At 70.5% G+C, this 25,522-nt stretch carries 22 protein-coding genes; 8 read left to right on the top strand and 14 right to left on the bottom strand.

Annotated elements, in window-relative coordinates; genetic code table 11:
• Window positions 1-58: 58 nt before the first annotated feature.
• Together CP978_RS04215 and CP978_RS04220 are read right to left on the bottom strand one after the other, a co-directional pair.
• Window positions 59-1,369 (bottom strand): MFS transporter, encoded by a 1,311-nt coding sequence (locus tag CP978_RS04215; RefSeq protein WP_043437615.1) that lies wholly within the window; start codon window positions 1,367-1,369, stop codon window positions 59-61.
• 306 nt (window positions 1,370-1,675) lie between these two features.
• Window positions 1,676-2,419, bottom strand: a complete 744-nt coding sequence (locus CP978_RS04220; RefSeq protein WP_043448127.1) for a cache domain-containing protein — start codon at window positions 2,417-2,419, stop codon at window positions 1,676-1,678.
• Window positions 2,420-2,928: 509 nt separating this feature from the next.
• Here CP978_RS04220 and CP978_RS04225 point away from each other — a divergent pair.
• Window positions 2,929-4,122, top strand: coding sequence for an ABC transporter substrate-binding protein (locus CP978_RS04225; protein WP_376697907.1), 1,194 nt, complete (start codon window positions 2,929-2,931; stop codon window positions 4,120-4,122).
• A gap of 79 nt (window positions 4,123-4,201) precedes the next feature.
• Here the strand turns inward: CP978_RS04225 and CP978_RS04230 are convergent, their stop codons facing one another.
• On the bottom strand, window positions 4,202-5,689 hold the full coding sequence (locus CP978_RS04230) for an FGGY-family carbohydrate kinase (protein WP_043437620.1): 1,488 nt from the start codon (window positions 5,687-5,689) through the stop codon (window positions 4,202-4,204).
• A 162-nt stretch (window positions 5,690-5,851) separates the two neighbouring features.
• Between CP978_RS04230 and CP978_RS04235 the strand changes: the two genes are divergently transcribed.
• Both CP978_RS04235 and CP978_RS04240 read left to right on the top strand, forming a co-directional pair.
• Window positions 5,852-6,520: an AIM24 family protein gene (locus CP978_RS04235; RefSeq protein ID WP_043437623.1), complete on the top strand. Its 669-nt coding sequence runs from the start codon at window positions 5,852-5,854 to the stop codon at window positions 6,518-6,520.
• Between the two features lie 117 nt (window positions 6,521-6,637).
• Window positions 6,638-7,264 (top strand): alpha-ketoglutarate-dependent dioxygenase AlkB, encoded by a 627-nt coding sequence (locus CP978_RS04240; protein ID WP_043448128.1) that lies wholly within the window; start codon window positions 6,638-6,640, stop codon window positions 7,262-7,264.
• A 51-nt stretch (window positions 7,265-7,315) separates the two neighbouring features.
• Here CP978_RS04240 and CP978_RS04245 read toward each other — a convergent pair whose 3' ends face one another.
• Window positions 7,316-8,017, bottom strand: coding sequence for a ribonuclease H family protein (locus CP978_RS04245; protein ID WP_079162000.1), 702 nt, complete (start codon window positions 8,015-8,017; stop codon window positions 7,316-7,318).
• Window positions 8,018-8,212: 195 nt separating this feature from the next.
• On the opposite strand from CP978_RS04245, the gene CP978_RS04250 reads away from it, so the two are divergent.
• Entirely contained in the window at window positions 8,213-9,217 is a 1,005-nt protein-coding gene (locus tag CP978_RS04250) for a zinc-binding alcohol dehydrogenase family protein (protein ID WP_043437627.1), read from the top strand.
• 36 nt (window positions 9,218-9,253) lie between these two features.
• Here CP978_RS04250 and CP978_RS04255 read toward each other — a convergent pair whose 3' ends face one another.
• The 4 genes from CP978_RS04255 to dnaK form a co-directional block, all read right to left on the bottom strand.
• Window positions 9,254-10,117 carry a Cof-type HAD-IIB family hydrolase gene (locus CP978_RS04255; RefSeq protein ID WP_043437630.1) on the bottom strand — a complete coding sequence of 288 codons (864 nt, stop codon included), beginning with the start codon at window positions 10,115-10,117 and terminating at the stop codon, window positions 9,254-9,256.
• A 278-nt stretch (window positions 10,118-10,395) separates the two neighbouring features.
• Complete coding sequence (locus CP978_RS04260) at window positions 10,396-10,818, bottom strand: subtilase-type protease inhibitor (RefSeq protein WP_043448129.1); 423 nt, start codon at window positions 10,816-10,818, stop codon at window positions 10,396-10,398.
• Window positions 10,819-11,186: 368 nt separating this feature from the next.
• Window positions 11,187-11,684, bottom strand: a complete 498-nt coding sequence (gene grpE, locus CP978_RS04265; RefSeq protein WP_227745315.1) for a nucleotide exchange factor GrpE — start codon at window positions 11,682-11,684, stop codon at window positions 11,187-11,189.
• Window positions 11,685-11,710: 26 nt separating this feature from the next.
• On the bottom strand, window positions 11,711-13,570 hold the full coding sequence (dnaK, locus tag CP978_RS04270) for a molecular chaperone DnaK (RefSeq protein WP_043437631.1): 1,860 nt from the start codon (window positions 13,568-13,570) through the stop codon (window positions 11,711-11,713).
• Window positions 13,571-13,763: 193 nt separating this feature from the next.
• Between dnaK and CP978_RS04275 the strand changes: the two genes are divergently transcribed.
• The 4 genes from CP978_RS04275 (at window position 13,764) to CP978_RS04290 (ending at window position 17,685) form a co-directional block, all read left to right on the top strand.
• A complete protein-coding gene (locus CP978_RS04275; RefSeq protein ID WP_043437632.1) occupies window positions 13,764-14,432 on the top strand; it encodes an ArsR/SmtB family transcription factor in 669 nt (222 codons plus the stop codon).
• Window positions 14,429-15,766, top strand: a complete 1,338-nt coding sequence (locus tag CP978_RS04280; RefSeq protein ID WP_043437633.1) for an MFS transporter — start codon at window positions 14,429-14,431, stop codon at window positions 15,764-15,766. Before CP978_RS04275 ends, CP978_RS04280 begins: the two co-directional genes overlap by 4 nt.
• A 58-nt stretch (window positions 15,767-15,824) precedes the next feature.
• Window positions 15,825-16,664 carry a COG4705 family protein gene (locus CP978_RS04285; protein ID WP_043437635.1) on the top strand — a complete coding sequence of 280 codons (840 nt, stop codon included), beginning with the start codon at window positions 15,825-15,827 and terminating at the stop codon, window positions 16,662-16,664.
• Between the two features lie 220 nt (window positions 16,665-16,884).
• Window positions 16,885-17,685, top strand: coding sequence for a COG4705 family protein (locus CP978_RS04290; protein WP_242647128.1), 801 nt, complete (start codon window positions 16,885-16,887; stop codon window positions 17,683-17,685).
• Window positions 17,686-17,701: 16 nt separating this feature from the next.
• Here CP978_RS04290 and CP978_RS04295 read toward each other — a convergent pair whose 3' ends face one another.
• The 6 genes from CP978_RS04295 to CP978_RS04320 all read right to left on the bottom strand — a co-directional run bounded on the left by CP978_RS04295 (window position 17,702) and on the right by CP978_RS04320 (window position 25,492).
• Window positions 17,702-19,081 carry a sensor histidine kinase gene (locus CP978_RS04295; RefSeq protein ID WP_043437639.1) on the bottom strand — a complete coding sequence of 460 codons (1,380 nt, stop codon included), beginning with the start codon at window positions 19,079-19,081 and terminating at the stop codon, window positions 17,702-17,704.
• Window positions 19,078-19,740: a response regulator transcription factor gene (locus tag CP978_RS04300; RefSeq protein WP_043437640.1), complete on the bottom strand. Its 663-nt coding sequence runs from the start codon at window positions 19,738-19,740 to the stop codon at window positions 19,078-19,080. The genes CP978_RS04295 and CP978_RS04300 overlap by 4 nt, the downstream gene beginning before the upstream one ends.
• A 293-nt stretch (window positions 19,741-20,033) precedes the next feature.
• On the bottom strand, window positions 20,034-22,415 hold the full coding sequence (locus CP978_RS04305; RefSeq protein WP_107070342.1) for a beta-xylosidase/alpha-l-arabinosidase: 2,382 nt from the start codon (window positions 22,413-22,415) through the stop codon (window positions 20,034-20,036).
• Entirely contained in the window at window positions 22,412-23,230 is an 819-nt protein-coding gene (locus CP978_RS04310; protein ID WP_043437641.1) for a carbohydrate ABC transporter permease, read from the bottom strand. Before CP978_RS04310 ends, CP978_RS04305 begins: the two co-directional genes overlap by 4 nt.
• Entirely contained in the window at window positions 23,227-24,183 is a 957-nt protein-coding gene (locus tag CP978_RS04315) for a carbohydrate ABC transporter permease (RefSeq protein WP_043437643.1), read from the bottom strand. Before CP978_RS04315 ends, CP978_RS04310 begins: the two co-directional genes overlap by 4 nt.
• Window positions 24,184-24,190: 7 nt before the next feature.
• Window positions 24,191-25,492, bottom strand: a complete 1,302-nt coding sequence (locus tag CP978_RS04320; RefSeq protein WP_043437645.1) for an ABC transporter substrate-binding protein — start codon at window positions 25,490-25,492, stop codon at window positions 24,191-24,193.
• Between the last annotated feature and the right edge of the window lie 30 nt (window positions 25,493-25,522).

Raw genomic sequence — 25,522 nt, forward strand, 5'->3', positions numbered from 1 at the left:
TTTCGGGCGGCCGGGAATCCTCCGGGCCGGGCGGATACGGGCATGAATCGGGGGCGGGTCAGATCCGGTACTCGCGCAGGGCCGGAGTGGCCAGCGCGAGAACGAGGGTCGCCAGGACGACGAGGAGGCCGCCGCCCGCGATGGCCGCGCGGGGGCCGAGAGCCGAGCCGGCCGTGCCGTGCAGGACGTCCGCGAGGCGCGGGCCGCCCGCGACGACGACGGTGAACACGCCCTGCATCCGGCCCCTCATCTCATCGGTGGCGGCGGACAGCAGGATCGCGCCGCGGAAGACCATGGAGACCATGTCGGCGACTCCGGCGGCGGCCAGGAAGACCACGGCGACCCAGAGATTGCTGGTCAGGCCGAGGCCCATGATCGCGACGCCCCAGACGATCACCGCCGCGATGACCATCGGTCCATGGCGGCGGGCGCGGGAGAACGTGCCGGACATCAGGCCGCCGAGCACCGCGCCGATCGGGATCGCCGCGAACAGCAGGCCGAGCGCCAGACCTTCGCCGTAGGGCGCGTAGGTCCGGGCGGCGAGCTGGGGGAACAGGGCGCGCGGCATGCCGAACACCATGGCGATGATGTCGGCGACGAAGGACAGCAGCAGGACCTTGTGCAGCGAGATGTAGCGGAAGCCCTCGGCGATCGCCCGCCAGCCCGCCCGGTTCTTCGCCGCCTCGGTCAGCGGGGGGAGGGCGGGCAGCCGGACGACCGCCCAGAGGGTGGCGCACAGGGCCACGGCGTCGATCAGATAGAGCTCCGAGAGGCCGATGACGGGGATGAGCACGCCGGCCAGCAGGGGACCCGCCACCATTCCGGTCTGCATGACCGTGGAGCCGAGCGCATTGGCCGCCGGGAGCTCCTCCGGCGGGACCAGCCGGGCGATGGAGGCGTTGCGGGCCGGGGAGTTGAGGCCGAAGAAGGCCTGCTGGACGGCGAGCAGCACCATCAGCACCAGGACCGAGCCGAGCCCGGTGGCGGCCTGCACCCAGAAGAGCACGGAGGTCACGGCGAGACCGGAGTTCGTGATCAGCAGGAGCCTGCGGCGGTCCATGCGGTCGGCGATCGCACCGCCCCACAGCGCGAAGACCACGAGCGGCAGCAGACCGGCGAGGCTCGCATAGCCCACCCATGCCGAGGAGCCCGTGAGGTCGTAGATCTGTTTGGGCACGGCGACCGCGGTGAGCTGGCTGCCGACCGCGGTGACGATCGTCGAGGACCACAGCCGGCGGTAGGCGGGGCGGCGCAGCGGCCGGGTGTCCATGGCCCAGCGGCGCCAGCCCCTGCCTCCGGCTCCCGCCCCGTCCGGCCGGGTGTCGTCAGGTGCCTCGCCGCTGTGGGCCGTACGGTCGCTGGTGTCCACGGACTTCCTTGGGTGCTCGATACATCTTTCCGGGTCGGTTCACTATCACCGATCCGGTGTCGATCCCGGTACCCAGGGAGCAGCCCTCATGGGCCGGGGGTCGACCGTCAGTCACCCTCGACCGTGATTCCTCTGTGATTCCTGTCACCCCGCGATGTTCTTCGGCGGGGGGTATCCGATCACTCCGCGTCCGCATTGCGACGCGCCATCACCATTTCACTCATGGGGAGATCGGGCGGGGAAATGCGGGGACATTCGAAGACCGTGTGAATCTTTTTCCACGGCATTCTCGCGGTGTCCGTCCGGTCAGTTCTCCGGTATGACCAGAACGAGCGGGATGTCGTCGCACGGGACCAGCCGCAGCTCGCCGTGGCGCCCGGGTCGCGCCCCGGCGAGCAGTGCGCCGAAATCGGGGCCTTTGGTGAGGGAACCGGCCAGATGGGCCGGGTCGGCCGAGGCGGCCACCCGGCCGCGGGCGTTGACCAGATGAGCCGGCGCGGGCAGCGCCCGCAGCAGCGGCATGACGGCCGCCTCGAAGTGCCGTAGATACACGTCCGCGGCGGCGACCCCGACGAACCTTCCCCCGATGTGGACGGGAGCGGACAGGGTCAGGCTGTACTCGTCGGAGCAGAGGTAGTCGACATACGGCCCGGCGACCGCACGGCGGCCGGTGTCACGGGGCAGGGCGAACCAGTCCCAGTGCGTGTAGTCGGAGTACGCGGAGCTACGGGGGTCGAGGTCCAGCAGCAGCGGCCGTACGGCCCCGTCGGAGCCGCTCTGCCACCACTCCAGCCAGGCCGGTACGTCGTCGAGCAGCCCGGGGGCCGCGATGAAGCCGACGCCGGAGACCAGTTCCTGCCGGGCCAGATGCAGATGGAGCCCCGGGCGCAGCGCCGCGAGGTCGGCGCTGACCGGTCGGCGCCCCTGCGCCGTGACCCGGTTCAGCAGCGCCGTGCTGGCGGCCCGGATCTCGGCGACGGTGCCGAAGACGGCCTCCAGCGTCCAGCGCACCCGGGCGGCCACGCCCGCTTCCGTGTCCGGGTCGAGCATCGCCGTCGCGGCCCACGGGGCGCCGCCTCTCGCGGCTGCGTCCGGGCCCGCGGGAACGAGCCCCGGGACGAGGCCGGAGGAGAAGAGGGGCTGCTGCGGGGAGGAGAACATGACCGCGACGGTATACGCCTCGCTCGCTTCACCGCATCTTGACGCATCATCAACCTCCCTTCCACAGAGGCAAGTTGATCGCCACTGCGACGCTCCGTAAGGTGATGGCCACGCGGTTCGCCCGACGACGTGACTCGTCCTGTGGGCGGACCCTCGACGGGCCCGCCGGCCTGTCGGCCGACCTGGAGCCTCGTCCGAGCCCATGCCGTACAACCACGGCTGCCGCCCGGGCTGTTCCGGTCACCACACCCCTCGGTGCCGGGCGCCGGCCGCGGCGACACCGTCGTGTCCGACACCCGTATCGCATCCTGCGCGTCCCGCGCGCTCATTGCCATACAACGCCACAACCCTGCCCCCGATCCTCCCCATCCCCCCACACCGTGGAGATTCCTTTGCACGTGTACAGAACTTTCAAAGCGACAGCCGCCGCCTGTTCTCTCCTGCTGATCACCGGCTGCGGATTGTTCGAGGACACCAAGGCGTCCTCGTCGTCCGGCTTCAGCCCCCCGAACCTCACGGCGCAGTCGAGGCTCGGTGCGACGGAGGGGCGGGTGAACCTGGTCTCCTGGGCGGGGTATGTGGAGGACGGGACCACGGACCCGGCGGTCGACTGGGTCTCGGCCTTCGAGAAGCAGACGGGCTGTCAGGTCAACAACAAGGTCGCCGCCAGCTCGGACGAGATGGTCTCGCTGATGAAGACCGGTGACTACGACGCGGTCTCCGCGTCGGGTGACGCCTCCCTCAGGCTCATCGGCTCCGGTGAAGCGGCCCCCGTGAACACCAGCCTGGTGCCCAACTACAAGGACGTCTTCTTCGGACTGAAGCGGCAGACCTGGAACTCCTACGACGGCACCGCCTACGGCATTCCGCACGGCCGTGGCGCCAACCTGCTGATGTACAACACGGAGGAGGTCTCCCCCGCACCCGTGTCGTGGTCCGCGGTCTTCGACGACGCGCCCGAGCACAAGGGGAAGGTCACGGCGTACGACTCCCCGATCTATATCGCGGACGCGGCGCTGTATCTGAGCGCCAGCCGTCCGGGGCTGCGCATCAGGAACCCGTACGCCCTGGACCAGCAGCAGTTCACCATGGCCGTGAACCTGCTGAAGAAGCAGCGCGGCAACATCGGCGAGTACTGGAACGACTACCTCAAGGAGGTCGCCGCCTTCAAGAGCGGTGACTCGGTCGTCGGTACCACCTGGCAGGTGATCGCGAGCCTCGCCAAGAGCGAGGGCGCGAAGGTCAAGGCGGTGCTGCCCGTCGAGGGCGCCACCGGCTGGTCCGACACCTGGATGCTGTCCGCCAAGGCCAAGCACCCCAACTGCGCCTACAAGTGGATGAACTGGATCATCTCTCCGAAGGTCAACGCCCAGGTGGCCGAGTACTTCGGTGAGGCTCCCGCCAACATCCACTCGTGCTTCGAGACCAGCGACCCGACGTTCTGTGACACCTACCACGCCACGGACGAGGCGTACTGGAAGGACGTCAAGTTCTGGACGACGCCGATCGAGCAGTGCCTCGACGGACGTACGGCGGTCAAGTGCGTGCCGTATTCCGAATGGGTCCAGGCCTGGACCGAGATCAAGGGCTGAGCCCACCGCACGGACGGGGTCTGCGGTGCCGTCGGGCACCACGGGCCCCGTCCGCGTAGGGCGTGACCGCCGACGGGGCTCATCGGGGCGGATCGTCCGCCAGGGCGTGTTGCCGGCGGGCGAGGGCATGGGCGATGTCCCGGGTCGCCGGATACAGCCGTAGATAGAGGTCGTACAGATCGTCGTAGCGGGACCGCAGCCGGGCATCGGGCACGACGCGCTCACGCACCGGATTCCACAGGTCGATGTCCGCGTCGCCGATCGCACTCGCGGCGAGGAACGCGGCGCCGTAGCTCGCGCCGAGCATCACGGATCTGATCTCCTGTTCCAGGCCGGTGACATCGGAGACGACACGGGTCCACAGTCCGCCGCGGGTACCACCGCCCACCGCGACCACGCGCCGGACGTCGGCGCCGGCCGCGCGCATCGCCTCGACGTTGTGCCGGACACCGAGAGCGGTGGCCTCCAGTGCGGCGCGGTAGAGATCGCCGCGGGTGTGCTCCACGGTCAGTCCGGCGATCATCCCCCGGGCGTCCGGATCGGCGACCGGGGTCCGCTCCCCCGCGAAGTAGGGAAGCATCAGCAGGCCCTTCGCGCCGGGTCCTGACGCCTCGGCCTCGGCGAGGAGCGCCCGGTGGTCCGGGGCCCCGAAGAGGTCCCTCAGCCAGTCGGTGATCATCCCCGAGGTGGCCATGCCGCCCGCGAGACTGCGGGTCCCGGGCAGTACGCCGACCGTGCTCCACAGCTGAGGCACCAGCAGCCGTTCCGACACCGTGTTGATCAGGAACATGGTGCTGCCATACATGAGCATCAAATCGCCGGTGTGCCGGGCGCCTACGCTCAGCGCCTCCGACCAGGCGTCGATGGTGCCCGTGACGACCGGAACGCCGACGGGCAGCCCGGTGGCCGCGGCCGCGTCGGCCGTGACCCCTCCTGCGATCTCACCGGGCAGGCGAAGGAGCGGCAGCTCGATGTCCGGTGCGATACAGCGCGCCCAGGGCCGGTACCACTCCTGCGCCATGGAGTCGTACAGCGGCACGGACTGGCTCGCCGAGTGGTGGTCGAGAACATAGGCGCCGGTGAGCCGCCGCACCAGGTAGGAGCTGGGCATATACAGCCGGCGTGCGCGGGCGGTGACCTCGGGGCGGTGCTCGGCCAGCCAGAGGATCTTGGGACCGACCGCCTGGGTGGACAGCAGGGAGCCGCAGCGTCCCAGGACGGTCTCGCGGCCCAGTTCGGCGTCGAGCCGGGCGATCTGGGCGGTGGCGCGGGTGTCCACGCCATAGAGGATGGCCGGGTGCAGCGGGGTGTCCGACTCGTCGGCCAGGGCGACGCACGGGCCCATGCCACTGACCCCGACCGCGTCCACGGCGGTGCCGGACGCCGTCAACTCCCGGGCGAGCGAGACGAACTCGTCCCACCACAGGCCCGCGTCCATCTCGACATGACCGGGCCGGGGACGGCTGACCGTGTGCGGGCGCACCGCGGTGGCGAGCACCGTCCCGTCCGCGGCGACCAGCACACCCTTGCTGCTGGACGTACCGATGTCGACACCGAGCACCGTCATGCGATCCCGTCCTCCCCGCTGGGGCCTCCGGGACATGGTTCCCCGCCGGGAGGGGACGATCACCGGGCGGAACGGAGGAAATCGGCGCCGGTCCCCGCGCGTTGCCGTTTCCTGATCCAGCCGATCTTGGCGCGGCCGTCCTCGCCGGGACAGGATGCGCATATGAAGGGTGACCTCTTTTCCAGTGACCACATGGTGGGGCCCGCCTCGGCGCCGGGCATGTCCGTACAGAACGAGAAATCCATCCGATACGTCGTGAACGGCGAGATGCTGGCCCGGCAGGGGGCGATGGTCGCCTACCGCGGGGACCTGCAGTTCGAACGCAAGGGCCAGGGCGTGGGTGGCATGCTCAAACGGGTGGTCACCGGCGAGGGGCTGCCGCTGATGGCGGTGCGCGGCCAGGGCGAGGCATGGTTCGCGCACCAGGCGCAGAACTGCTTCATCGTGGAGATCGAACCGGGCGACGAGTTCACCGTCGACGGACGCAATGTCCTGTGCTTCGATGCGACCCTGTCGTACCGGATCCAGACCGTGAAGGGCGCCGGCATCACCGGCGGAGGGCTGTTCAACAGCGTGTTCTCCGGGCACGGCAGGCTGGGGCTGACCTGTGCGGGCAGTCCGCTGGTCATCCCCGTCACCCCGCAGCAGCCGCTGTATGTCGACACCGACGCGGTGGTGGGCTGGACCGCCCGGCTGCACACCTCCCTGCACCGCTCGCAGACCTTCGGCTCGATGCTGCGCGGCGGCTCCGGCGAGGTCGTTCAGCTGAAGCTGGAGGGCGAGGGGTATGTGGTCGTACGGCCCAGCGAGCTGAGCTCACAGGAGCGCTGAACGACCGGGCCCCGTTGCATGACGGGGCCTCTTCCGCACCCTTGACTTGGCATGCTCACACCACGGGGAAGGAGCTTGATCAGAACATACTTTCGAATGCCGGAGTACGCTGCCCCCATGGCCACGCACTTCCAGGGCTCTCTGTTCGACCAGACCGACGACATCCGGCTCGCGCCCCTCGACGGACTACGGCGGACCCGGCTCGGTGCGGGGGCATGGATCGATCTGCTGCCGGGCTGGCTGAGCGGAGCCGACGCCCTGTTCGAGAGGCTGGCCGCCGAGGTGCCGTGGTACGCCGAGCGGCGGCAGATGTACGAGCAGACGGTGGCCGTGCCACGGCTGCTCTCGCACTATCGTGCGGGCGAGCCGCTGCCGCACCCCGTGCTCGAGGAGGCACGCGAAGCCCTCTCCGCGCACTATGCGGGCGAACTCGGGGAACCCTTCGTCACGGCCGGGCTCTGCTACTACCGCGACGGCCGGGACAGCGTGGCCTGGCACGGGGACCGCATCGGCCGCGGCGCACACGAGGACACCCTGGTCGCCATCCTCTCCGTGGGAACACCCCGCGATCTGGCGCTGAGGCCGCGCGGCGGCGGACCTTCGCTGAGGCACCCTCTCGGGCACGGCGATCTGATCGTGATGGGCGGCTCCTGCCAGCGGACCTGGGAACACGCGGTCCCGAAGAGCAGCCGGGCGATCGGACCCCGGATCAGCATCCAGTTCCGCCCGCGGGGCGTCAGCTGAGCCACGCCACGGCCCGGGAACCGCACCGCCTCACATCGCCCCGCGCAACCGCTATCCGTCGCCGTCCGTGCGGCACTCCGGGTGGCCCCAGCCCTGGGGGTTCTTGGCGATGGGGTCGCCCGCCGCATAGGGGCGGCCGCAGGTGCAGCGGCCGGGGAACTTCGCCTTGATGGTGCGGCCGGTGGTACGACCGGCGGTGCGCTTCCTCGCGGGTGCGGCGCGGCGGGCGGAGGCGGAACCAGGGGTGTCGGGGGACGGCGGGGGCTCCGGGGAGCTGTAGGCACTGCCGGCCGGTTCCTGGACGCTCGCCGCCTGGCTGGCGGCGCGGTCCGCGAAGTCGTTGAGGCGGTCGCCGCCGACCTGGTGCGCGGGGACGTAGCGGAACTCCACCTCACGGCCGGCCAGCAGTTCGTCGATGCGCACCACCAGCTCCTGGTTGGCGACGGGCTTGCCGGCGGCGGTCTTCCAGCCGTTGCGCTTCCAGTTGGGCAGCCAGGTGGTGACGGCCTTCATCGCATACTGGGAGTCCATCCGGATCTCCAGCGGGACATCCGCCGCGACAGCGGTCAACAGACGTTCCAGCGCGGTGAGTTCGGCGACGTTGTTGGTGGCTCTGCCCAGCGGGCCTGCCTCCCAGCGGTTCGGGACCTCGTCGTCGTCGGCGACCACCCAGGCCCATCCGGCAGGTCCGGGGTTCCCCTTCGAAGCCCCGTCGCAGGCGGCCACAACACGTTCAGGCATGCCCCTGATCATGCCACGCCCGGGACGCCCTCCGGGCCCGGGGGCGATCACTCACCGGCGGGACCGGGCGGCCGTTCCCTCCGTGCCCGGCCTGCCGTGTGCCGCGCGCCGGACGCCGGTTGCGGCCCACACTGGAGACACAGGGCGAAAGAAGGACGAAGAAGGACACGGACGAGACAGTCGTGGGACGGGACGGGGGCGCAGGCTATGCGCGCATGGGTGGTGGACCGGCCGGGACCCGTCGGGTGCGAGCCGCTGCGGTTCGTGGGGCGGCCCATCCCCGAGCCGGGGCCCGACGAGCTTCTGGTGCAGATGCGGGCCTGTGGGGTGTGCCGTACGGATCTGCATGTCACCGAGGGTGACCTGCCGGTGCACAGGACCGGGGTGACACCCGGGCATGAGGTCGTGGGCGAGGTGGCCGGGATCGGAGCCGCCGTGAGCGGGTGGGCCCTCGGCGACCGGGTGGGGGTGGCATGGCTGCGCCGCACGGACGGCACCTGCCGGTACTGTCTGCGCGGGTCCGAGAACCTCTGCCCGGCCTCGGAGTACACCGGCTGGGACGCCGACGGAGGGTACGCGGAGTACACGACCGTGCCCGCCGGTTTCGCCTACCGCCTGCCCCCGGACGTGGACGATGTGGCGCTGGCGCCGCTGCTGTGCGCGGGCATCATCGGGTACCGGGCGCTGCTGCGCACATCACTGCCGAGCGGCGGGCGCCTCGGGCTGTACGGGTTCGGCGGCAGCGCCCATCTGTGCGCACAGGTCGCCCTGGCGCAGGGTGCCACGGTGCATGTGCTGACGCGGGAAGAGGCCTCCCGGCGGCTCGCGCTCGAACTGGGTTGCGCCTCGGCGGGCGATGCCTATGACATGCCCCCGGAGCCGCTGGACGGGGCGATCCTGTTCGCACCGGTCGGCGATCTCGTACCGGTGGCGCTGCGGGCGCTGGACCGTGGCGGTGTGCTGGCGGTCGCCGGCATCCATCTGAGCGACGTCCCGGTGCTGCGCTATGAGAAGGAGCTCTTCTACGAGAAGGAGTTGCGCAGCGTCACCTCGAACACGCGCGACGACGGCCGGGAGTTCCTGGAGCTCGCGGCCCGGTACGGCGTACGGGCGACGACGCACCCGTATCCGCTGTCGGGGGCGCTGCGGGCGCTCGGCGACCTCGAGGCGGGACGTTTCGACGGGGCGGCCGTGCTGGTGAACGATCTCTGAGCGCGACGGCGCCCCGCCGGTGCGGGCCTTCGGCGCTCAGCCGGTGGGCAGGCCCAGCAGTCGGGCGACGGTGCGCAGCACACCGTTCTCGGTGTGGGGCGGCGCCACATGGCGGGCCCGGCGGAGCACGTCCGGGTGGGCGTTGGCCATGGCGAAGGACCAGTCGGCGGTGTCGAGCATCTCCAGGTCGTTGAGGTAGTCGCCGAACACCAGGGTCTGTGCGGGGGTGATGCCCAGGTCGTGCTGGAGCCTGCGGACGGCGGCGCCCTTGTTCGCGGTGGGGTTCATGATGTCCACCCAGTGCGCTCCCGAGACGACGACCTGGTGGGTCGAGGTGAACGGCTCGAGCGCGGGCGCGGTGGTCCGGTCGACGGGCCCGAAGTCGTAGAGGGCGACCTTGAGGAACTCGTCCTCGACGGCGGTGAGGTCCTCGACGGTGCGCAGCAGTGCGTAGTACTTGCTCGCCTCGGTCACGAAGGCGTCGTCGGTCCGCTCCACATAGGCGGACTTCTTGCCGCACAGCACCGCCCCGACGTCCACGCCGTCGGCCACGAGTCCGCGGGTGGTGGCGACGATCCGGGCGGCCACCGCCGGGTCCAGGGGGTCGGAGCTGAGCTCCCGGCCGTCGCGTACGACATAGGTGCCGTTCTCGGCGACGAACACCATGCCGTCGGCCGCCGCTGCGAACTGCCGTGCCAGGGTGGCGTACTGGCGACCGCTGGCCGGGCTGAACAGCACCCCACGCCGGCGCAGTTCCGCGAGCAGCGGCCACAGCCCGTCGGGGACGCGTCCGGCGGCGTCGAGCAGTGTGCCGTCCATGTCGGTGACGACCAGCCGGATGTCGACGGGCTCCCCGGGCAGCTCGGGGGCAGTGAGGGGGCACGAGGGCGTGGTGGACATGGGGTGCTTTCCGATCGGGGGCGCGGGAAGGTGCGGCGGCGGCCTGTCCGGTGTGTTCGTCCCGATCAGTCTCCCTGGGCGGGGTCGCGCCGGGTGACGCGGGGTCGCGTCTGTTCACGAAGGGGGGCGGGCCGCACCGCGAATTACGGGGGCCGGCCGGACGGCCCCACTCCGTCCGGCCGGCCCCCGAGGCGAGATCGCGCGGACCGCGAAGGGGCTGGCGCTCCCCAGCCACCAGCCCCGGCTCACCATGCACGAGGTCCGCGCGATCCGCGTCCTCAGAACGCGAAGACCGCGGCCCCATGGGCGTTCTTCACGCACTCGTTGGAGAAGGTGCGCTGATAGTCGACGCGTCGGCCCTCCCAGACACCCTGCACGGTGACGACCACCGGGTCGTACTGCCGGGTGCACAGGGCCCCTCCCTCGGCCGGCAGTGCGTCGAGGTCACCCCCGGCGGCCTTCAGTGCGGCGCAGGCCGCGACGGCGTCCGGGTGACTGCCCGAGGCGGTCGGGGCGCAGCTCAGGGTGACCGCGCGCTGGGGTGCGGCAAGGGCGGCGTCCTCGCCGTGCCCCAGGGTCAGGACGAGCGCCGACGGTGCGTGGAGCGAGGCGGGGGCGGCGAGGGCGGCCCCGGAGAGGGGGCCGCAGACGGCGGTGGCCGTCAGGGTGAGGGTTGCTGCCCAGCGCGCGATGTTCGGCATGGTGTGCATCCTTCCGCTCATGTCGACGTCACGGTCCGGCTCCGGCGTGGGATGGGCCGGGGACGGACCGGTCGGGTGCCGGTCCGGCGAGCGGGAGTCTGCCGAGTCCGGGCGGGAATCTCATATCGACCCCCCGGGATTCGGTAACTTTGAGTGTTGAATCAGTGGCGTGAAGTGACCAATCGGTTCGTGGCCCGGCCCGGAACGGCACGGCTGTCGATCACGGGAAGCGGCCCACTGGCCGGAATCCCACGGTTCGGCAATCGTCCGGAAACGTTCCGTCCGCCCTCCGGGGCACGCGCGGTCCCCGGACGCATCGCTCCGGTCGTGCTCGTGTGCTGCCGCGTACCCGGCGCGGCAGCGGAGTGTCAGGGACACAGGCCGGGCTGTTCCCGGGGTGCGCCGCCGTCGTGGCTCCGCGGCGCGTCCCCGGTGCCGGCGGGCGGGGGCGGTCCGGTGACCACCACGCGGGCGGCACGCAGCAGCCGGTCGCCCGCCCGGTATCCGGGGCTGAGGATCTCGGTGCAGGTCAGCCGGTCGGTGCCCGGGGAGACGACATGGGTCACCGCCTCGTGCCGGGTGGGGTCGAAGGGCTCGCCCTCCTGTCCGAACGTGCGCAGCCCCAGGGAACCCAGCTGGGTCTCCAGCACATCGGCGACGGCCTTCAGCCCGGGTTCCACGGTTCCCTGCCGCCGGGCGCTCTCCACGGCGTCCAGCACGGGCAGCAGCGCCCGCAGCACGTTCTGCGCGGCGATCTCCCGTACCGCCATGCGGTCGCGGCGCACCTGCTTGCGGTAGTTGTCGTACTCGGCCTTCACCCGTTGAAGGTCGGCGGTGCGCTCGTCCAGCAGACGCCTCGTCTCCATGCTCCCCGGCCGGGTCGGATCCATGGTCAGCCCGCCTGTGAGGGCTTGTCGTCGTCCACGATCTCGGCGTCCACGACATCCTCGTCGTGGCCCCCGTCGCTCGCCGCGCCCTGCTCCGCGGTGGTGCCGCCCTCGGTGCGCGCCTGCTCGTACAGGGCGCCGCCGATCTTCTGTGCCGCGGCGGCGGCCTTGTCCATGACCCGGCGGATCTCCGCGTCGTCCTCGCTCTTGAGCGCCTCCTTGAGTTCGGCGAGGGCGCTCTCGGTCTCGCCGCGCGCGTCGGCGGGGATCCGGTCCGTGTTCTCCCTGATCAGCTTCTCGGTCTGGTAGACGAGCTGCTCGGCCCGGTTGCGGGTCTCGGCGGCCTCCCGGCGGCGGTGGTCCTCCTCCGCGTACTGCTCGGCCTCGCGGACCATGCGGTCGATGTCGTTCTTCGGCAGCGCGGAGCCGCCGGTGACGGTCATCTTCTGCTCCTTGCCGGTGCCGAGGTCCTTCGCCGCGACATGCATGATGCCGTTGGCGTCGATGTCGAAGGACACCTCGATCTGCGGGACGCCACGCGGCGCCGGCGGCAGACCGGTCAGCTCGAACATCCCGAGCTTCTTGTTGTACGCCGCCATCTCCCGCTCGCCCTGGAAGACCTGGATCTGCACCGACGGCTGGTTGTCCTCGGCCGTGGTGAAGATCTCCGAACGCCTGGTCGGGATCGTGGTGTTGCGCTCGATGAGCTTGGTCATGATCCCGCCCTTGGTCTCGATGCCGAGGGACAGCGGGGTCACGTCGAGCAGCAGGACGTCCTTGACCTCACCCTTGAGGACACCGGCCTGGAGGGAGGCACCGACGGCCACGACCTCGTCCGGGTTGACGCCCTTGTGCGGATCCTTGCCGGTCAGCTCACGGACCAGGTCGGTCACCGCGGGCATCCGGGTGGAGCCGCCCACCATGATCACATGGTCGATGGCGGACACCTTGATCCCGGCGTCCTGGACGGCCTGCTGGAAGGGGGACTTGCAGCGCTCCAGCAGATCGGCCGTCAGCTGCTGGAACTGCGCCCGGGTGAGCTTCTCGTCCAGGTGCAGCGGGCCCTCGGCGGAGGCGGTGATGTAGGGCAGGTTGATCGAGGTCTCGGTGGCCGAGGACAGCTCGATCTTGGCCTTCTCGGCCGCCTCGCGCAGCCGCTGCACCGCCATCTTGTCCTTGGACAGGTCGACGCCGTACGCGTTCTTGAACTGCTTGACGAGGTGGTCCACGACCCGCTGGTCCCAGTCGTCGCCGCCGAGGTGGGTGTCGCCGTTGGTGGCCTTCACCTCGATGACGCCCTCGCCGATGTCCAGCAGCGAGACGTCGAAGGTGCCGCCGCCCAGGTCGAAGACGAGGACCGTCTGGTCGTTCTCCTTGTCGAGGCCGTAGGCCAGTGCGGCGGCCGTCGGCTCGTTGATGATCCTCAGGACGTTCAGACCGGCGATCTCCCCGGCCTCCTTGGTGGCCTGCCGCTGGGAGTCGTCGAAGTAGGCGGGCACGGTGATCACCGCGTCGGTGACGTCCTCGCCCAGATAGGCCTCCGCGTCCCGCTTCAGCTTCTGCAGCACCCGCGCGGAGATCTCCTGCGCGGTGTACTTCTTGCCGTCGATGGTGCCGCTGTCCGGGAAGCGCCAGGACTGGTCGCCCATGTGGCGTTTGACGGAGCGTGCCGTGCGCTCGACGTTGGTCACCGCCTGCCGCTTGGCGACCTCGCCGACGAGCACCTCGCCGCTCTTGGCGAAGGCCACGACCGACGGGGTGGTCCGGGCGCCCTCGGTGTTGGTGATGACGGTGGGCTCACCGCCCTCCAGGACCGAGACCACCGAGTTCGTGGTGCCGAGGTCGATACCGACCGGACGTGCCATGGGGGTTCTCCCTCCTCGTCGTCCACATCTCCACGGTCCCACCTCCTGGCGGGACCGCGATCTGCCTCTCATGCCTGAATAAAACTTGAGTGCCCCTTTGTCAAGGTTAGCCGGGCAGACGGGCGGCAAGACCGCGAAGATTTCTTCGCAAAGAACCCTTCGCGAAGAACTCTTTGCGGATAGCGTGTGCGGTATGACCGACGCATCGAAGGGGCCGTCGAACGGTCCCCACGTCCCGGAGGACGCCATCGCCCTGGACGCCAAGGGGCTGCGCGCCCTGGCGCACCCGGTACGTGTCCAGCTGGTGGGGTTGCTGCGCAAGTACGGCCCGTCGACGGCCACCCGCCTCGCGGAGCGGCTGGGGGTGAACTCCGGGACGGCCAGCTACCACCTGCGGCAGCTCGGGGCGGCCGGTTTCGTCGAGGAGGACAGGGAACGCGGCAATGCGCGTGAGCGCTGGTGGCGTGCCGTGCATCAGACGACGGAGCTCAACGACCGGGACCTGGCCGTTCGGGAGCCCGAGGCCACCCTGGCCTTTCTCCAGTCCGTCGCCGCCACCTACACCCTGCGCACCCAGCGCGCGCTGAACGAGCTGCAGACGATGCCCACCGCCTGGCGGGACGCCTTCGAGATGAGCGACTGGGCTCTGCGACTCACCCCCGAAGAAGCCGTCGCCCTGCGGCAGGACCTGAGAGCCGTCATCGCCCGCTACCGGAAGGACACACCCGAGTCGGCGGCGAGCGCCCCCGACGGCGCCGAGCGTATCGGCGTCATCACGCATCTCCTGCCCGAGCTGGACGTGCCCGCCGCCGAGTCCGCCCCGCCCCGTCCGCAGCAGGCGCCCGGAACGGAGACCTCATGAGGGAGGACGTCCCGGGCGCCGACGGCATACCCCGCACGCGGTCGTCACGGCCGCTGGTCGGAGTGCTGGCGGCCATGGCCGTGTCGCTGACCGGTACCCGGATCTCGGCCGTGGCACTGCCCTGGTTCGTGCTCGTCACCACCGGCAGCGCCACCCAGACCGGGCTGGTCGCCTTCTGTGAGATGACCCCCTATGTGGTGGTCAAGGCGCTCACCGGTCCGCTGGTCGACCGATGGGGCCCGCGGACCGTCTCCTGGACCACCGATCTGGCCAGTGCGACCGCCGCCGCGGCGGTTCCCCTGCTCCACGCCCTGGGCCTCCTCTCCTTTCCGCTGCTGCTGGTCCTGGTCACGCTGATCGGTGCGGTCCGCGGCCCCGGCGATCTCGCCAAGCACGTCATGGTCCCGGAGGCGTCCGAGCGCGCCGGGGTGCCGCTGGAACGGGCCACCGGTCTCTCCGGTGTGACCGAGCGGCTCGCCTCCACCATCGGCCCGGCGGCCGGCGGCTCGCTGGTGGCGCTGCTCGGCCCCTTGGCGGGGCTGGCCGTCAACGCGGGCTGCTTCGCGCTCGGATCGTTGATCATCAAACTGGCGCTGCCTCGCGATATGGGGCACGCGGCCGATGACGCCCCGGCGCAGGACGGGACGGCGGAACCGGGCTACTGGCGACGATTCGGCGAGGGCTTCACCTTCCTGCGCGGCGAGCCGCTGCTGCTCACCGTGACCGTCACGGTCGGGATCATCAATCTGCTGGACGCGGGTTTCACCACCGTGCTGCTGCCCGTCTGGGCCAAGGACTCCGGCAGCGGGCCGACCGCTATCGGGCTGGTGGGCAGCGTGACGGGAGCCGCGGCGGTCGGCGGGAGCCTGATCGCCGCGATGGCCGCGCACCGGCTGCGACGCCGGTTGGTGTTCTTCGCCGGGTTCCTCCTGGCCGGGGCGCCGCGGTTCCTGGTGCTCGCCTCCGGTGCGCCGATGGGGGCGGTACTGGCCGTCTTCGCCGTCAGCGGGTTCGGCGCGGGGTTCCTCAATCCGGTGCTGGGGGCCGTCCTCTTCGAGCGGGTGCCGCGCCGGATGCTGGGCCGGGTCAACGCGCTGGGCGACTCCCTCGCCTGGGCCGGTATCCCGCTCGGCGGGCTGGTCGCCGGGGCGGTGGTGGCCTCCTTCGGGCTTGTGCCGGCGCTGCTCGCCGGCGGGTCCGCGTACTTCCTCACCACGACCTTGGCCGGACTGCGGCCCGAATGGCGCGAGATGGACCGCACGGCCGGGCGAGCCGTCCCGCGGCGGAACCCCGAGAACGACGCCCCACCGAGCGAGGCGGACGTCACCACATGACGCGGGGCCGTGCGGCAGTCAGGATGCGTTCAGGTGTCCGGTGGCACGGTCACTGTCCATGACCTATGAAACGTCGCAGACTTCCGCCGTCCCCGCGGCCGATGGGCCCGCCCCTCATGCGCAGCGATGGCTGCGCGGGAACAAGGTGCCCGAGGTCACGGTCTACTTCTGGATCATCAAGGTGCTCTGCACCACCGTCGGCGAGACCGCGGCCGACCTGCTGAACGAGAAGGCGGGCCTCGGTCTGACCGGTGTGTCGGTGCTGATGAGCGCGCTGCTGGCGGTGACGCTGGTCGTGCAGTTCCGCACCAGCGCGTACCGGCCGGGCGTGTACTGGCTCGCCGTAGCCCTGATCAGCGTCGTCGGTACGCTGATCAGCGACAACCTGACCGACAACATGGGCGTACCGCTGGAGCTGAGCACCACGGTGTTCGCCGTCGCTCTCGCGGTCGTGTTCGTCGTCTGGTACCGCCGGGAGCGGACGCTGTCCATCCACAGCATCGACACGCCGAGCCGCGAGTCCTTCTACTGGCTCGCCGTTCTGTTCACCTTCGCCCTGGGCACCGCGGCCGGTGACCTGGTCTCCGAGCGCATGGATCTCGGCTACTGGCTGTCCGCCGTGCTGTTCGCCCTGGCCATCGCCGCGGTGGCCGTGGCGCGCTTCTCGCTCGGTCTCCACGCGGTATGGGGCTTCTGGATCGCGTACATCCTCACGCGGCCGCTCGGAGCTTCGATCGGCGACTACCTCTCACAGCCGGGCGGAGACGGTGGCCTGGGCCTGGGAACCGTGATCACCAGCGCGCTGTTCCTGACGGTCGTCCTCGGGCTGGTGGTGTACCTGGCCGTCACCCGCAAGGACGTCATCGAACCGGAGCGAACCAGCCGACACGCAGCGTGACCTGCGACCTGTCTGCGTTCACCGGGCGGTCGGGCGTGCTGTGTCACGGTCGGAGTTCTCGGCCACCACCGGCGGCCGGCTCATCCCGCAGGGGCGCTCGTCCCGGTTCCCGGAGGCGAGCGCCCCGTCGTTCGACCGGACAGGAGACGCTGAGGTGGAGAAATCGGAGGTCCTCCCCGACCTCGACGTAGCAGTCACGTCGAGTACCACCAGGTCGGTGATGAAGAAGCTGCCCGAGGTCACGGCGGCCTTCTGGATCATGAAGATCGCCGCGACGACCTTGGGGGAGACGGCCGGCGACCTCTTCGCGCAGACCCTGAGACTGGGCTACTTCCTCACCACGATCGCGCTGTTCCTGATCTTCGTGGTGACTCTGGTGGTCCAGCTGCGATCCAGGCGCTACAACCCGTTCTTCTACTGGACGGTGATCCTTTCGACCAGCATGGCCGGCACCACGATGTCCGACTTCATGAACCGCGACGCCGGCGCCGAGTACCTCTCGAACGGCGCGACCGAGCTGGGCCGGGGTCCGCAGGGCCTCGGCCTCGGCTACCCGGCCGGAGCGGCTCTTCTGATCTCGGTCCTGCTGGCGATCTTCCTCGTCTGGAAGCTGAGCGGGATGACCTTCCAGATCCGCGACATCGTCACCTTCAGGGGCGAGGCCCTGTTCTGGTCGGCGATCCTCGTGTCGAACACCCTCGGCACCTCGATGGGCGACTTCCTGTCCGACAGTTCCGGCCTCGGCTATGCCGGTGGTGCGCTGCTGGTGACCGGGGTGCTCGTCGTACTCATGGCGCTGATGAAGGCGCCGGCGGTGCCGAACGTGCTGCTGTTCTGGATCGCCTTCGTCCTCACCCGCCCGCTGGGCGCCACCGCGGGCGACTTTCTCACCAAGCCGGCCGCCAAGGGCGGCCTGGATCTCGGGACCGTGGGCTCCTCCGCCGTCCTGCTCGTCGTCCTGTTCGGTCTGATGGCCCACGCCCAGGTGCGGGAGCGCCGGACCTCCGCCGCACGGGCGTAGTCGGAGCGGGAGCGGGTCACCCGGCGGGGATGCTGATCGTGAACCTGGCCCCGGGCGCTTGTCCGGGGTCGAAGGAGACCTCACCGCCGACGGCGCGGGCCAGACGTCGTGCGAGCGGCAGTCCGAGGCCCGCGCCGTCGTGCCCGTCGCCGGTGTCGGCGCGCCGGCCGGGCTGGAACAACTCCTGGACGAACGCCTCGGGCACACCGGGGCCGTCGTCGACGACATCGATCCGCACGACACCGGGCAGGCGCCGCGCGGACACGATCACGCGGGAGCGGGCGTAGCGGACGGCGTTGGCGAGCAGCGGGCTGAGGATGCGTTCGAGGAGAGCGGGTGCGACCCCCGCCTCCAGCGCCCGCGCCTCCGTCTCCATCGTGACGTCCACCCGGTCCGGTGGGCCGACGTGCTCGAGCAGGCGGCCCAGGACGGGCACGACGTCGGTCGTCGCGGGGGCCGACGCCGGGTGCAGCGCATACTCGCGGGCGTCGTCGAGGAGTGTGTCGCAGATCGTGCGCATGGACCGCGCGGCCTCGGCGATCACCTCTTGGGTGGCGCGGGTCTGGGTGTCCGTGCGGGGGCGGGCCCGCCACCAGTCGAGTTCCATGACGATCCGGGTGAGCGGCGTGCGAAGTTCATGGGACAGCTCTCCCGTCAGCTGCTGTTCGTGGACCAGTACGGTGCGTATGCGGTCGAGGAGCGCGTCCAGTGAGGCACCCAGACGGGCGAGTTCCACCGGGTGGTCCTCCGTGCCGAAGCGGTCGTCGGAGCCCACGGCGCTCCACTGGGTGGCCTGGTCGGTCATGGTGCGCACCGGTCGCAGCGCCCGGCCGACGGCCAGGCGGGTGAGTACATAGGTGCATCCGAGCATCACGGCGTCCAGGACGAGCGACCCCAGCAGCAGGGTGTCGGCCGAACTGCGGTACGGAGCCAGGTCCAGGGCGGTGACGACAGTGGCACCGACAGCGCGCCCGGGGATCGGCTGTGAGCACAGCCGGACGGGCCGGTGACCGTCGGCGGTCGCGCAGACATGCCCCCGCTGTGCGGCCAGCCGGTCGACGGCCCGGGTCAGCGGGCTCCCGACGGTGGCGGACGGCGGCTTCTCCAGCAGGCGGCTTCCGGCGTAGATCCACACGTTCGTGTCGAGGAGCCGGTCGTTGACGGTTTCCAGGACGCGTACCCGCGGACCGCTGGTGTCGACGGTCGTGGTCACCGCTGCCGCCCTGTTGCGCAGTTCGGCGTCCGCCTGGTGTTGCAGGTGCTCGTCCATCACGGCGTTGAACGCCACGGTCAGGACCGTCATCAGCAGCGCGGCGGTGGTCAGCGCCACCAGGGAGAGCCGGCCCCGCAGGGTGCGCGGAGTCAGGCGACGAAGGGCACGGCGGGCACGGTTCATGTCAGGCGGTGTCCGACGCCGCGCGCCGTGTCGATCGTCAGACGGCTGCTCGCCGCACGCAGTTTGCGGCGCAGCCGGCTCAGATACTGGTCCAGGGTGTTGTCGCTGACCTGGGCGCCCTCGGGCCAGCCGGCCCGCACCAGGTCGCGGCGGCGCACCAGCGTCCCGTCGGCGGCGACGAGCGTCGCCAGCAGCCGGAACTCCGTCGGGGAGAGGGCGATATGTGAACCGTGCACGGTCGCACGGTGATCCACCGCGTCCAGGACCAGATCACCGTGGGTGGCATCGGGTCGGGGGGCGACCCGTCTGAGTGCGGCGCGCAGCCTGGCGGCGAGTTCGGCGAGGTGGAAGGGCTTGGGCAGATAGTCGTCGCCCCCGGCCGAGAAGCCGGACAGTCGGTCGGTGAGCCGGTGCCGGGCGGTCAGGAAGATCACGGGGGCGAGGAAGCCGTTGGCGCGCATCGCCTGGCAGACGTCCCGTCCGTCCGAGTCGGGCAGGCCGACGTCCAGCACGGCCGCCGCGATGCCGTCGGTCGCCAGCCGTAGGGCGGTGGCGCCGTCGGCGGCGAGGACCGGCTCGAACTCCTCGTCCTGCAGGCCCCGCCGCAGCACGTCCCGCAGGGCGTGATCGTCCTCGACGACCAGGATCCTGGGTCGCATGATCCTCCGTCGGCCTCCGGCGGGGGTCGTACCCGCGGTGAACGGATCGGGCAGTCACCGGGTCCCAGAATCGGGAACCGTCTACGTCACTGTAGACGACCGGCGGCCGAGGAGCGTTCCCCACCCGACGGCGGCGGGCGTACCTCGCGACCGGAGCTCCGCAGCAGGTCGGTACACCCCGGCTCCGACATCGTCTGCCGACGGCCGCGGCCCGGCGCCCCCGATGGATCTCGGACGGGCGCCGGGCCGCAGGGTGAGGGGGGCTCGGACCGGTCGGTCCTGGCCGGGCCGCCTCAGTCGTCCGACTCGGTCTCCTGCTCGAAGACCGCGTGGAACCGCCTGGTGTGGTCGACCTGCCGGTCGGGCCCGGTCAGGGTGACCGAGGCGGTCAGCCGCGCATCGGCGCTGGACGCGGACAGCCGCAGCTCCAGATCGCCCGCTTCGACCACGCGCCGCCCGTCCCGGCCGGTGAACGAGGCCAGGTCGGCCGGCACCGTCACCCGCACCCGCCGTGCCTCGCCGGGGGCCAGCGGCACCCGGGTGTAGCCGACCAGGCGCTGCACCGGCTGGACCACCGGGGCGACCGGGTCGTGCAGATACAGCTGGACGACCTCGGTGCCCTGCCGCTGCCCCGTGTTGCGCACCGTGAACTCCAGACGGAACTCGCCGTCCGTGCCCGTCTCCTTCTCGTCGACCAGGAGGTCGCTCCAGGCGAAGGAGGTGTACGACAGGCCGTGCCCGAAGCCGAAGGCCGCGGTCGGGTCGATGTTGGAGACGTCGCTGGCCTGGGCGAGCGGCGCGCCGAGGTAGCTGGTGGGCTGGGCGCCGGGGCCCCGGGGCACGCTGACGGGCAGCCGTCCCGAGGGGTTGGTCCGGCCGCTGAGCACACCGGCGAGGGCGCCGGTGCCCTCGACACCCGGGAAGAAGGACTGCACCAGAGCGGCGGCCTCCTGCACGGCGCGGCCGAGGGCGTACGGCCTTCCCGCGAGCAGCACGGTCACCACCGGTGTGCCCGCGTCCAGGAGCGCGTCCAGGAGTTGCTGCTGGGCGCCGGGCAGCTCCAGCGACTCGGCGTCGCAGCCCTCGCCGCTGGTGCCGCGTCCGAAGAGTCCCGCGCGGTCGCCCAGCACCGCGATCACCACATCGGCCTCGCCCGCCGCGCGAACGGCGTCCTCGATGCCGGAGGTGTCGCCGTCGTCGACGCCGGTGCCCCGCGCCACGGTGATCTCCGCGTCGGGGAACTCGCGTGCCACGGCGTCGCGGAGGGTGGGCAGTTCGAGCCCCAGCGGGACCTCGGGGTGGTGGACCCCGACGTGCAGGGGGAAGGAGTAGCAGCCCAGCACGGCCGTCGGCTGCTCCGCGTTGGGGCCGACCAGGGCGATGCGGCGGGGCCGGTCCAGCGGCAGCGTGCCGTCGTTGGAGAGCAGCACCACCGCCTGCTCGGCGACCTCCCGGGCCAGTTCCCGGTTCTCGGGGGTGTCCAGGTCCACCGTGCCGCGCAGCACGTCCGGGTCGCTGAGGTCGGCGCCGGTGAGCACCGCCGGGACCGGCGTCCAGTCCGGGTCCAGCAGACCGAGCCTGGCCTTGTCGGTGAGCACCCGGCGCAGGGCGCGGTCGACGACGGACTCCGGCACCCGGCCGCTGGTGACGGCCTCGACGAGGGGGGCGCCGAACGTCTTGACGGTGGGCAGTTCGACGTCGACACCGGCGTGCAGTGCGGCCCCCGCGGCGCCGGCCCAGTCGCCGGCGATCCCGTGCAGGACCTTGAGGAAGGCGATGCCGAAGTAGTCGGCCACGACCGTGCCGTCGAAGCCCCAGGTGTCGCGCAGCAGCCCGGTGAGCAGTTCCTCGTCGGCCGCCGCCGGCACGCCATCGTTGTCATTGTAGGCACTCATGACGGACCGGGCGCCGCCCTCCCGCACGGCCATCTCGAAGGGCGGGAGCAGGACGTCGGCGCGCTCGCGGGGGCCCACGCTGACGGGGGCGAGGTTGCGCCCGGCCCGCGAGGCCGAGTAGCCGACGAAGTGCTTGAGGGTGGCGATGACGTCCGCGGACTGGAGCCCCTGCACATAGGCCGTGGCGACGGTGCCGACCAGGTACGGGTCCTCACCGATGGTCTCCTCGACGCGGCCCCAGCGGGCGTCGCGCGTCACGTCGAGTACGGGCGCGAGGCCCTGGTGCACCCCGACGGACCGCATGTCACGGCCGATGGCGGCGGCCATGCGGCGGATCAGACCGGGGTCGAAGGTGGCGCCCCAGGACAGCGGCACCGGATAGGCGGTGGCCTTCCAGGTCGCGAAGCCGGCCAGGCATTCCTCATGGGCGACGGCGGGAATGCCGAAACGGTTCGCCGAGGCGATGTTCTGCTGGGTGCGCAGCAGGGAGAGCGCGCCGAGCGCGGGGTCGACGGGCGCGGTGCCGAAGGGACGCGTCAGCTGGCCGAGGCCGGACGGCAGGAGGCCCTCGAGGTCGACGGCCTCCTCCATGTCGTGCTGGTGGGGGGCCACTTGGCCCCCGTCCTCGGACGCGCCGACCCAGACCCCGTAGAGCTGGGCGATCTTCTCCTCGAGCGTCATGGCCTCGATCAGGGCGGACACCCGGGTGTCCGTGTCGCGGCCGGGGTCGTTCCAGACGGGGCTTTCGGGGGTGGTCTCAACTGCCACGATGGCGGTCACTTTCCTCCGACGCCCATGAGGCCCTGGACCAGGGCACGACGGGCGAACAGGTAGACGAGCAGGACGGGCACCATGGACAACACCACTGCTGCCAGCAGTCCGGGGATGTTGATGCCGTGTTCGGTTTGGAAGTTGTAGAGACCCAGGGTGATCAGCTTGGTGGATTCGGACTGGGTCAGGACCAGGGGGAACAGGAAGCCGTTCCATGCCTGGAGGGCGGAGAACACCACGATCGTGGACAGCCCGCCCCCGGAGAGCGGCACCACGAGCTGGAAGAACATCCGCCGCGGGCTGGCGCCGTCCATCGCCATGGCCTCGAACAGCTCCGGGGAGATGTCCCGCATGGCGCCGCTGAGTATCAGTGCCGACATCGGCAGACAGAAGGCCGCGGTCGGCAGGATGACGCCGAGGAGGTTGTCGTACAGGCCGGCCTTGCTGATCAGATAGAACATCGGGACGATCACGGCCTGCGCCGGGATCGCGAGTCCCAGCAGGAACAGCCGGAAGATCTGCGAGGTGACCCTGGAGCGGCTGCGCACGATCGCATAGGCGAGCGGCGGCACCAGCAGCAGCACCAGTCCGATCACGCACACCGTGACGATCAGCGTGTTCAGGAAGTACTGGCCGAAGCCGCTGTTGAACGCCCCGGTGTAGTTCTCGAGCGTGAAGCTGCGCGGGAACGACACCGGGCCGTTCTGGGAGTACTTGGACTGGGGCTGCACCGTGGCCACGAGCATCACGTACAGCGGCAGGCCGATCAGGAAGAGCCAGATCAGTGAGCCCACGCCGGCCAGGTAGTTGGGGCGTCGCCTCATGACAGGCCCTCCATGGTTCCGCGCATCTTGTCGTAGCCGGACACCCGCACGACGATCAGCGAGATGATCGTCGCCGCGACGACCAGGGCGAGGGCGATGGCGGCAGCGGCGCCGAAGTCGAAGCTCTTGAACGCCTTTTGGTACATGTAGTAGGCGCTGATCGTGGTGTCCGTCCCCGGTCCGCCCTGGGTGAGGATCAGGACCGTCTCGAACGTGGTGAGCCCGCCGACGATCATCAGGATCATCGAGGTGACGATCGAGTTGCGCAGCTGCGGCAGGGTGATGTGGAAGAACTTCCGGTAGCGCCCCGCGCCGTCGATCTCCGCCGCCTGGTAGAGCACGGAGGGGATCGCGCGGGCGGCGCCCTGGTAGATCAGCGTGTGGAAGGGGGTGAACTGCCAGGTGGCCACGAACGCCAGCACGCCGATCGCGGAGGCCTGCTTGCCGAACAGGTTGCCGTCGCCGAACAGCCAGGTGGCCTGCGCCGGGATGCCGAAGTTCGGGTCGAGCAGCGCCCGCCACAGCACCGAGACGGCGGTGGAGGACAGCAGCAGCGGGATGAAGTAGATCACCGACAGCACCGCTCGGTTGCGCTGCTGCCCCGCGGCCCAGACGCCGAGCAGAATGCTCAGCGGGGTCTGGATGGCCACGCCGAGCACGGTGACCAGCAGGGTCAGCCAGATGCTCTTGATCATCACCGGGTCGTCCAGGACCCGGGACCAGTTGTCCGTCCCCACCCACTGGGGCGAGCCGAGGCCGTTCCAGCTCATGAAGGACAGCACCGCCACCATGATCAGCGGGGCGATGGCGAAGACGGCGAAGAAGAACGTGGCGGGGAGCGCCCAGGCGAAGCCCGGACGCCCCACCTGGGCGACATAGGAGCCGTCCGGCCGCCGCCGGGCGGTCTTACCGTTCCCGGCGGCGGGGGGAGTGCTCGTCATCTGTGTGGTCATGAGGGTTTCATTCGTTCGGCAGGGCCTGCATGGCCTTGATGAACCCGTCGGCGTCGAGCTGGCCGTTCAGGAACTGCTGCACGGCCTGGTGCATGGGCGTGCTGGCCGACTGCGGGTACGCCTGGTCCCAGGAGAGCTGGAAGGACGGGGCCTTCTTCACCACGTCGTACTGGAAGTGCGCGTACTCGGGGCTGGCCGCGGTGTCCAGGAACTTCTCCGTGTTGGCGGTGGTCGTCAGGTTGCCGACGGCCATCTGCGCCTTGACGAACTCGTCGGAGTACATCAGCTTCAGGAACTTCTCGACGGCCTCGGGGTGCTTGGTCTTCTTCAGCACCGAGTAGAAGTTGTTGGTGTTGCCGACGATGTCGTTCGGGTCGCCCTTGCCGCCGTCGATGGTCGGGAAGGTGGTGTAGCCCAGGTCCTTCTCGGCGAACTCCTTGGCGTCCTGCTGCTGCTGGGAGTAGTACCAGGACCCCATCAGCTCGAAGCCGGCCTTGCCGCGGGACACCAGGGCGACCGAGGCGCCGTTGGTGTACTTCACGGAGTCGAAGTTGGTGCCGAAGGCGCCGGCGTCGGCGAGCTGCTTCAGCATGCTCAGCGCCTTCTTGCTCTCGGGCGCCTCCCAGGCGCTCTTGTCGCCGCTCAGGGCCTTCTGGAAGAGCTCAGGGCCCGCGATGCGGTCGTAGAGGTACTCGAACCACATCAGCGTCGGCCACTGGTCGCCGGCGCCGAGGGCGATCGGGGTGTACCCCTTGGCCTTGAGCTTCTTGACCGCGTCGAGCAGCTCGTCCCAGGTCTTGGGCGGCTGCACCCCGGCGTCGGCCAGCACCTTGCTGTTGTGGAAGAGCAGCACCGGCTGGGTGCCGCGCATCGGAATGCCGTACGGCTTCCCGTCCACGACGGCGCTGTTGAACACCGACGGCAGGAAGTTGTCCTTCAGGCCCGGGTCGTCCTTGATGAAGTCGTCCAGCGGCATCAGCAGATCGGCCTTGACGAACGGCTGGATGCTGCCGGCGCCCCAGTTGAAGAAGACGTCCGGGGCCTGCGGGGTGCTGATGATGGTCTGGAGCTTCTGCTGGTAGTCGGCGCCGGGGATGGTGTCCAGGACGGCCTTGACGTCCGAGGTCTTGTTGAAGGTCTCGATGATCTGCTTCTCGACCTTGTTGGTGGCGTCGCCGTAGACGAGGACGTGGATCTTCCCGTCGTTCGAGGATCCCCCGCTCTCGCTCCCACAGGCCGAAAGGCTCAGCGTCAGGCCAAGCGTCACGCCACCGGCAATCAGACGGGGCAACCGCGCGCGTATCGTCATCGCATACCTCTCGAAAGTTTCGACACCATC

This window comes from Streptomyces nodosus (genome assembly GCF_008704995.1).
GTDB lineage: Bacteria > Actinomycetota > Actinomycetes > Streptomycetales > Streptomycetaceae > Streptomyces > Streptomyces nodosus.

Bases quoted from the DNA above. Each gene is read 5' to 3' on its own strand.
- CP978_RS04220 (WP_043448127.1), bottom strand. From the start codon at position 2,419: ATGCTCGACCCGGACACGGAAGCGGGCGTGGCCGCCCGGGTGCGCTGG.
- CP978_RS04230 (WP_043437620.1), bottom strand. From the start codon at position 5,689: ATGACGGTGCTCGGTGTCGACATCGGTACGTCCAGCAGCAAGGGTGTG.
- CP978_RS04235 (WP_043437623.1), top strand. From the start codon at position 5,852: ATGAAGGGTGACCTCTTTTCCAGTGACCACATGGTGGGGCCCGCCTCG.
- CP978_RS04240 (WP_043448128.1), top strand. From the start codon at position 6,638: ATGGCCACGCACTTCCAGGGCTCTCTGTTCGACCAGACCGACGACATC.
- CP978_RS04245 (WP_079162000.1), bottom strand. From the start codon at position 8,017: ATGATCAGGGGCATGCCTGAACGTGTTGTGGCCGCCTGCGACGGGGCT.
- CP978_RS04250 (WP_043437627.1), top strand. From the start codon at position 8,213: ATGCGCGCATGGGTGGTGGACCGGCCGGGACCCGTCGGGTGCGAGCCG.
- CP978_RS04255 (WP_043437630.1), bottom strand. From the start codon at position 10,117: ATGTCCACCACGCCCTCGTGCCCCCTCACTGCCCCCGAGCTGCCCGGG.
- CP978_RS04260 (WP_043448129.1), bottom strand. From the start codon at position 10,818: ATGCCGAACATCGCGCGCTGGGCAGCAACCCTCACCCTGACGGCCACC.
- grpE (WP_227745315.1), bottom strand. From the start codon at position 11,684: ATGGAGACGAGGCGTCTGCTGGACGAGCGCACCGCCGACCTTCAACGG.
- dnaK (WP_043437631.1), bottom strand. From the start codon at position 13,570: ATGGCACGTCCGGTCGGTATCGACCTCGGCACCACGAACTCGGTGGTC.
- CP978_RS04275 (WP_043437632.1), top strand. From the start codon at position 13,764: ATGACCGACGCATCGAAGGGGCCGTCGAACGGTCCCCACGTCCCGGAG.
- CP978_RS04280 (WP_043437633.1), top strand. From the start codon at position 14,429: ATGAGGGAGGACGTCCCGGGCGCCGACGGCATACCCCGCACGCGGTCG.
- CP978_RS04285 (WP_043437635.1), top strand. From the start codon at position 15,825: ATGACCTATGAAACGTCGCAGACTTCCGCCGTCCCCGCGGCCGATGGG.
- CP978_RS04290 (WP_242647128.1), top strand. From the start codon at position 16,885: ATGAAGAAGCTGCCCGAGGTCACGGCGGCCTTCTGGATCATGAAGATC.
- CP978_RS04295 (WP_043437639.1), bottom strand. From the start codon at position 19,081: ATGAACCGTGCCCGCCGTGCCCTTCGTCGCCTGACTCCGCGCACCCTG.
- CP978_RS04300 (WP_043437640.1), bottom strand. From the start codon at position 19,740: ATGCGACCCAGGATCCTGGTCGTCGAGGACGATCACGCCCTGCGGGAC.
- CP978_RS04310 (WP_043437641.1), bottom strand. From the start codon at position 23,230: ATGAGGCGACGCCCCAACTACCTGGCCGGCGTGGGCTCACTGATCTGG.
- CP978_RS04315 (WP_043437643.1), bottom strand. From the start codon at position 24,183: ATGACCACACAGATGACGAGCACTCCCCCCGCCGCCGGGAACGGTAAG.
- CP978_RS04320 (WP_043437645.1), bottom strand. From the start codon at position 25,492: ATGACGATACGCGCGCGGTTGCCCCGTCTGATTGCCGGTGGCGTGACG.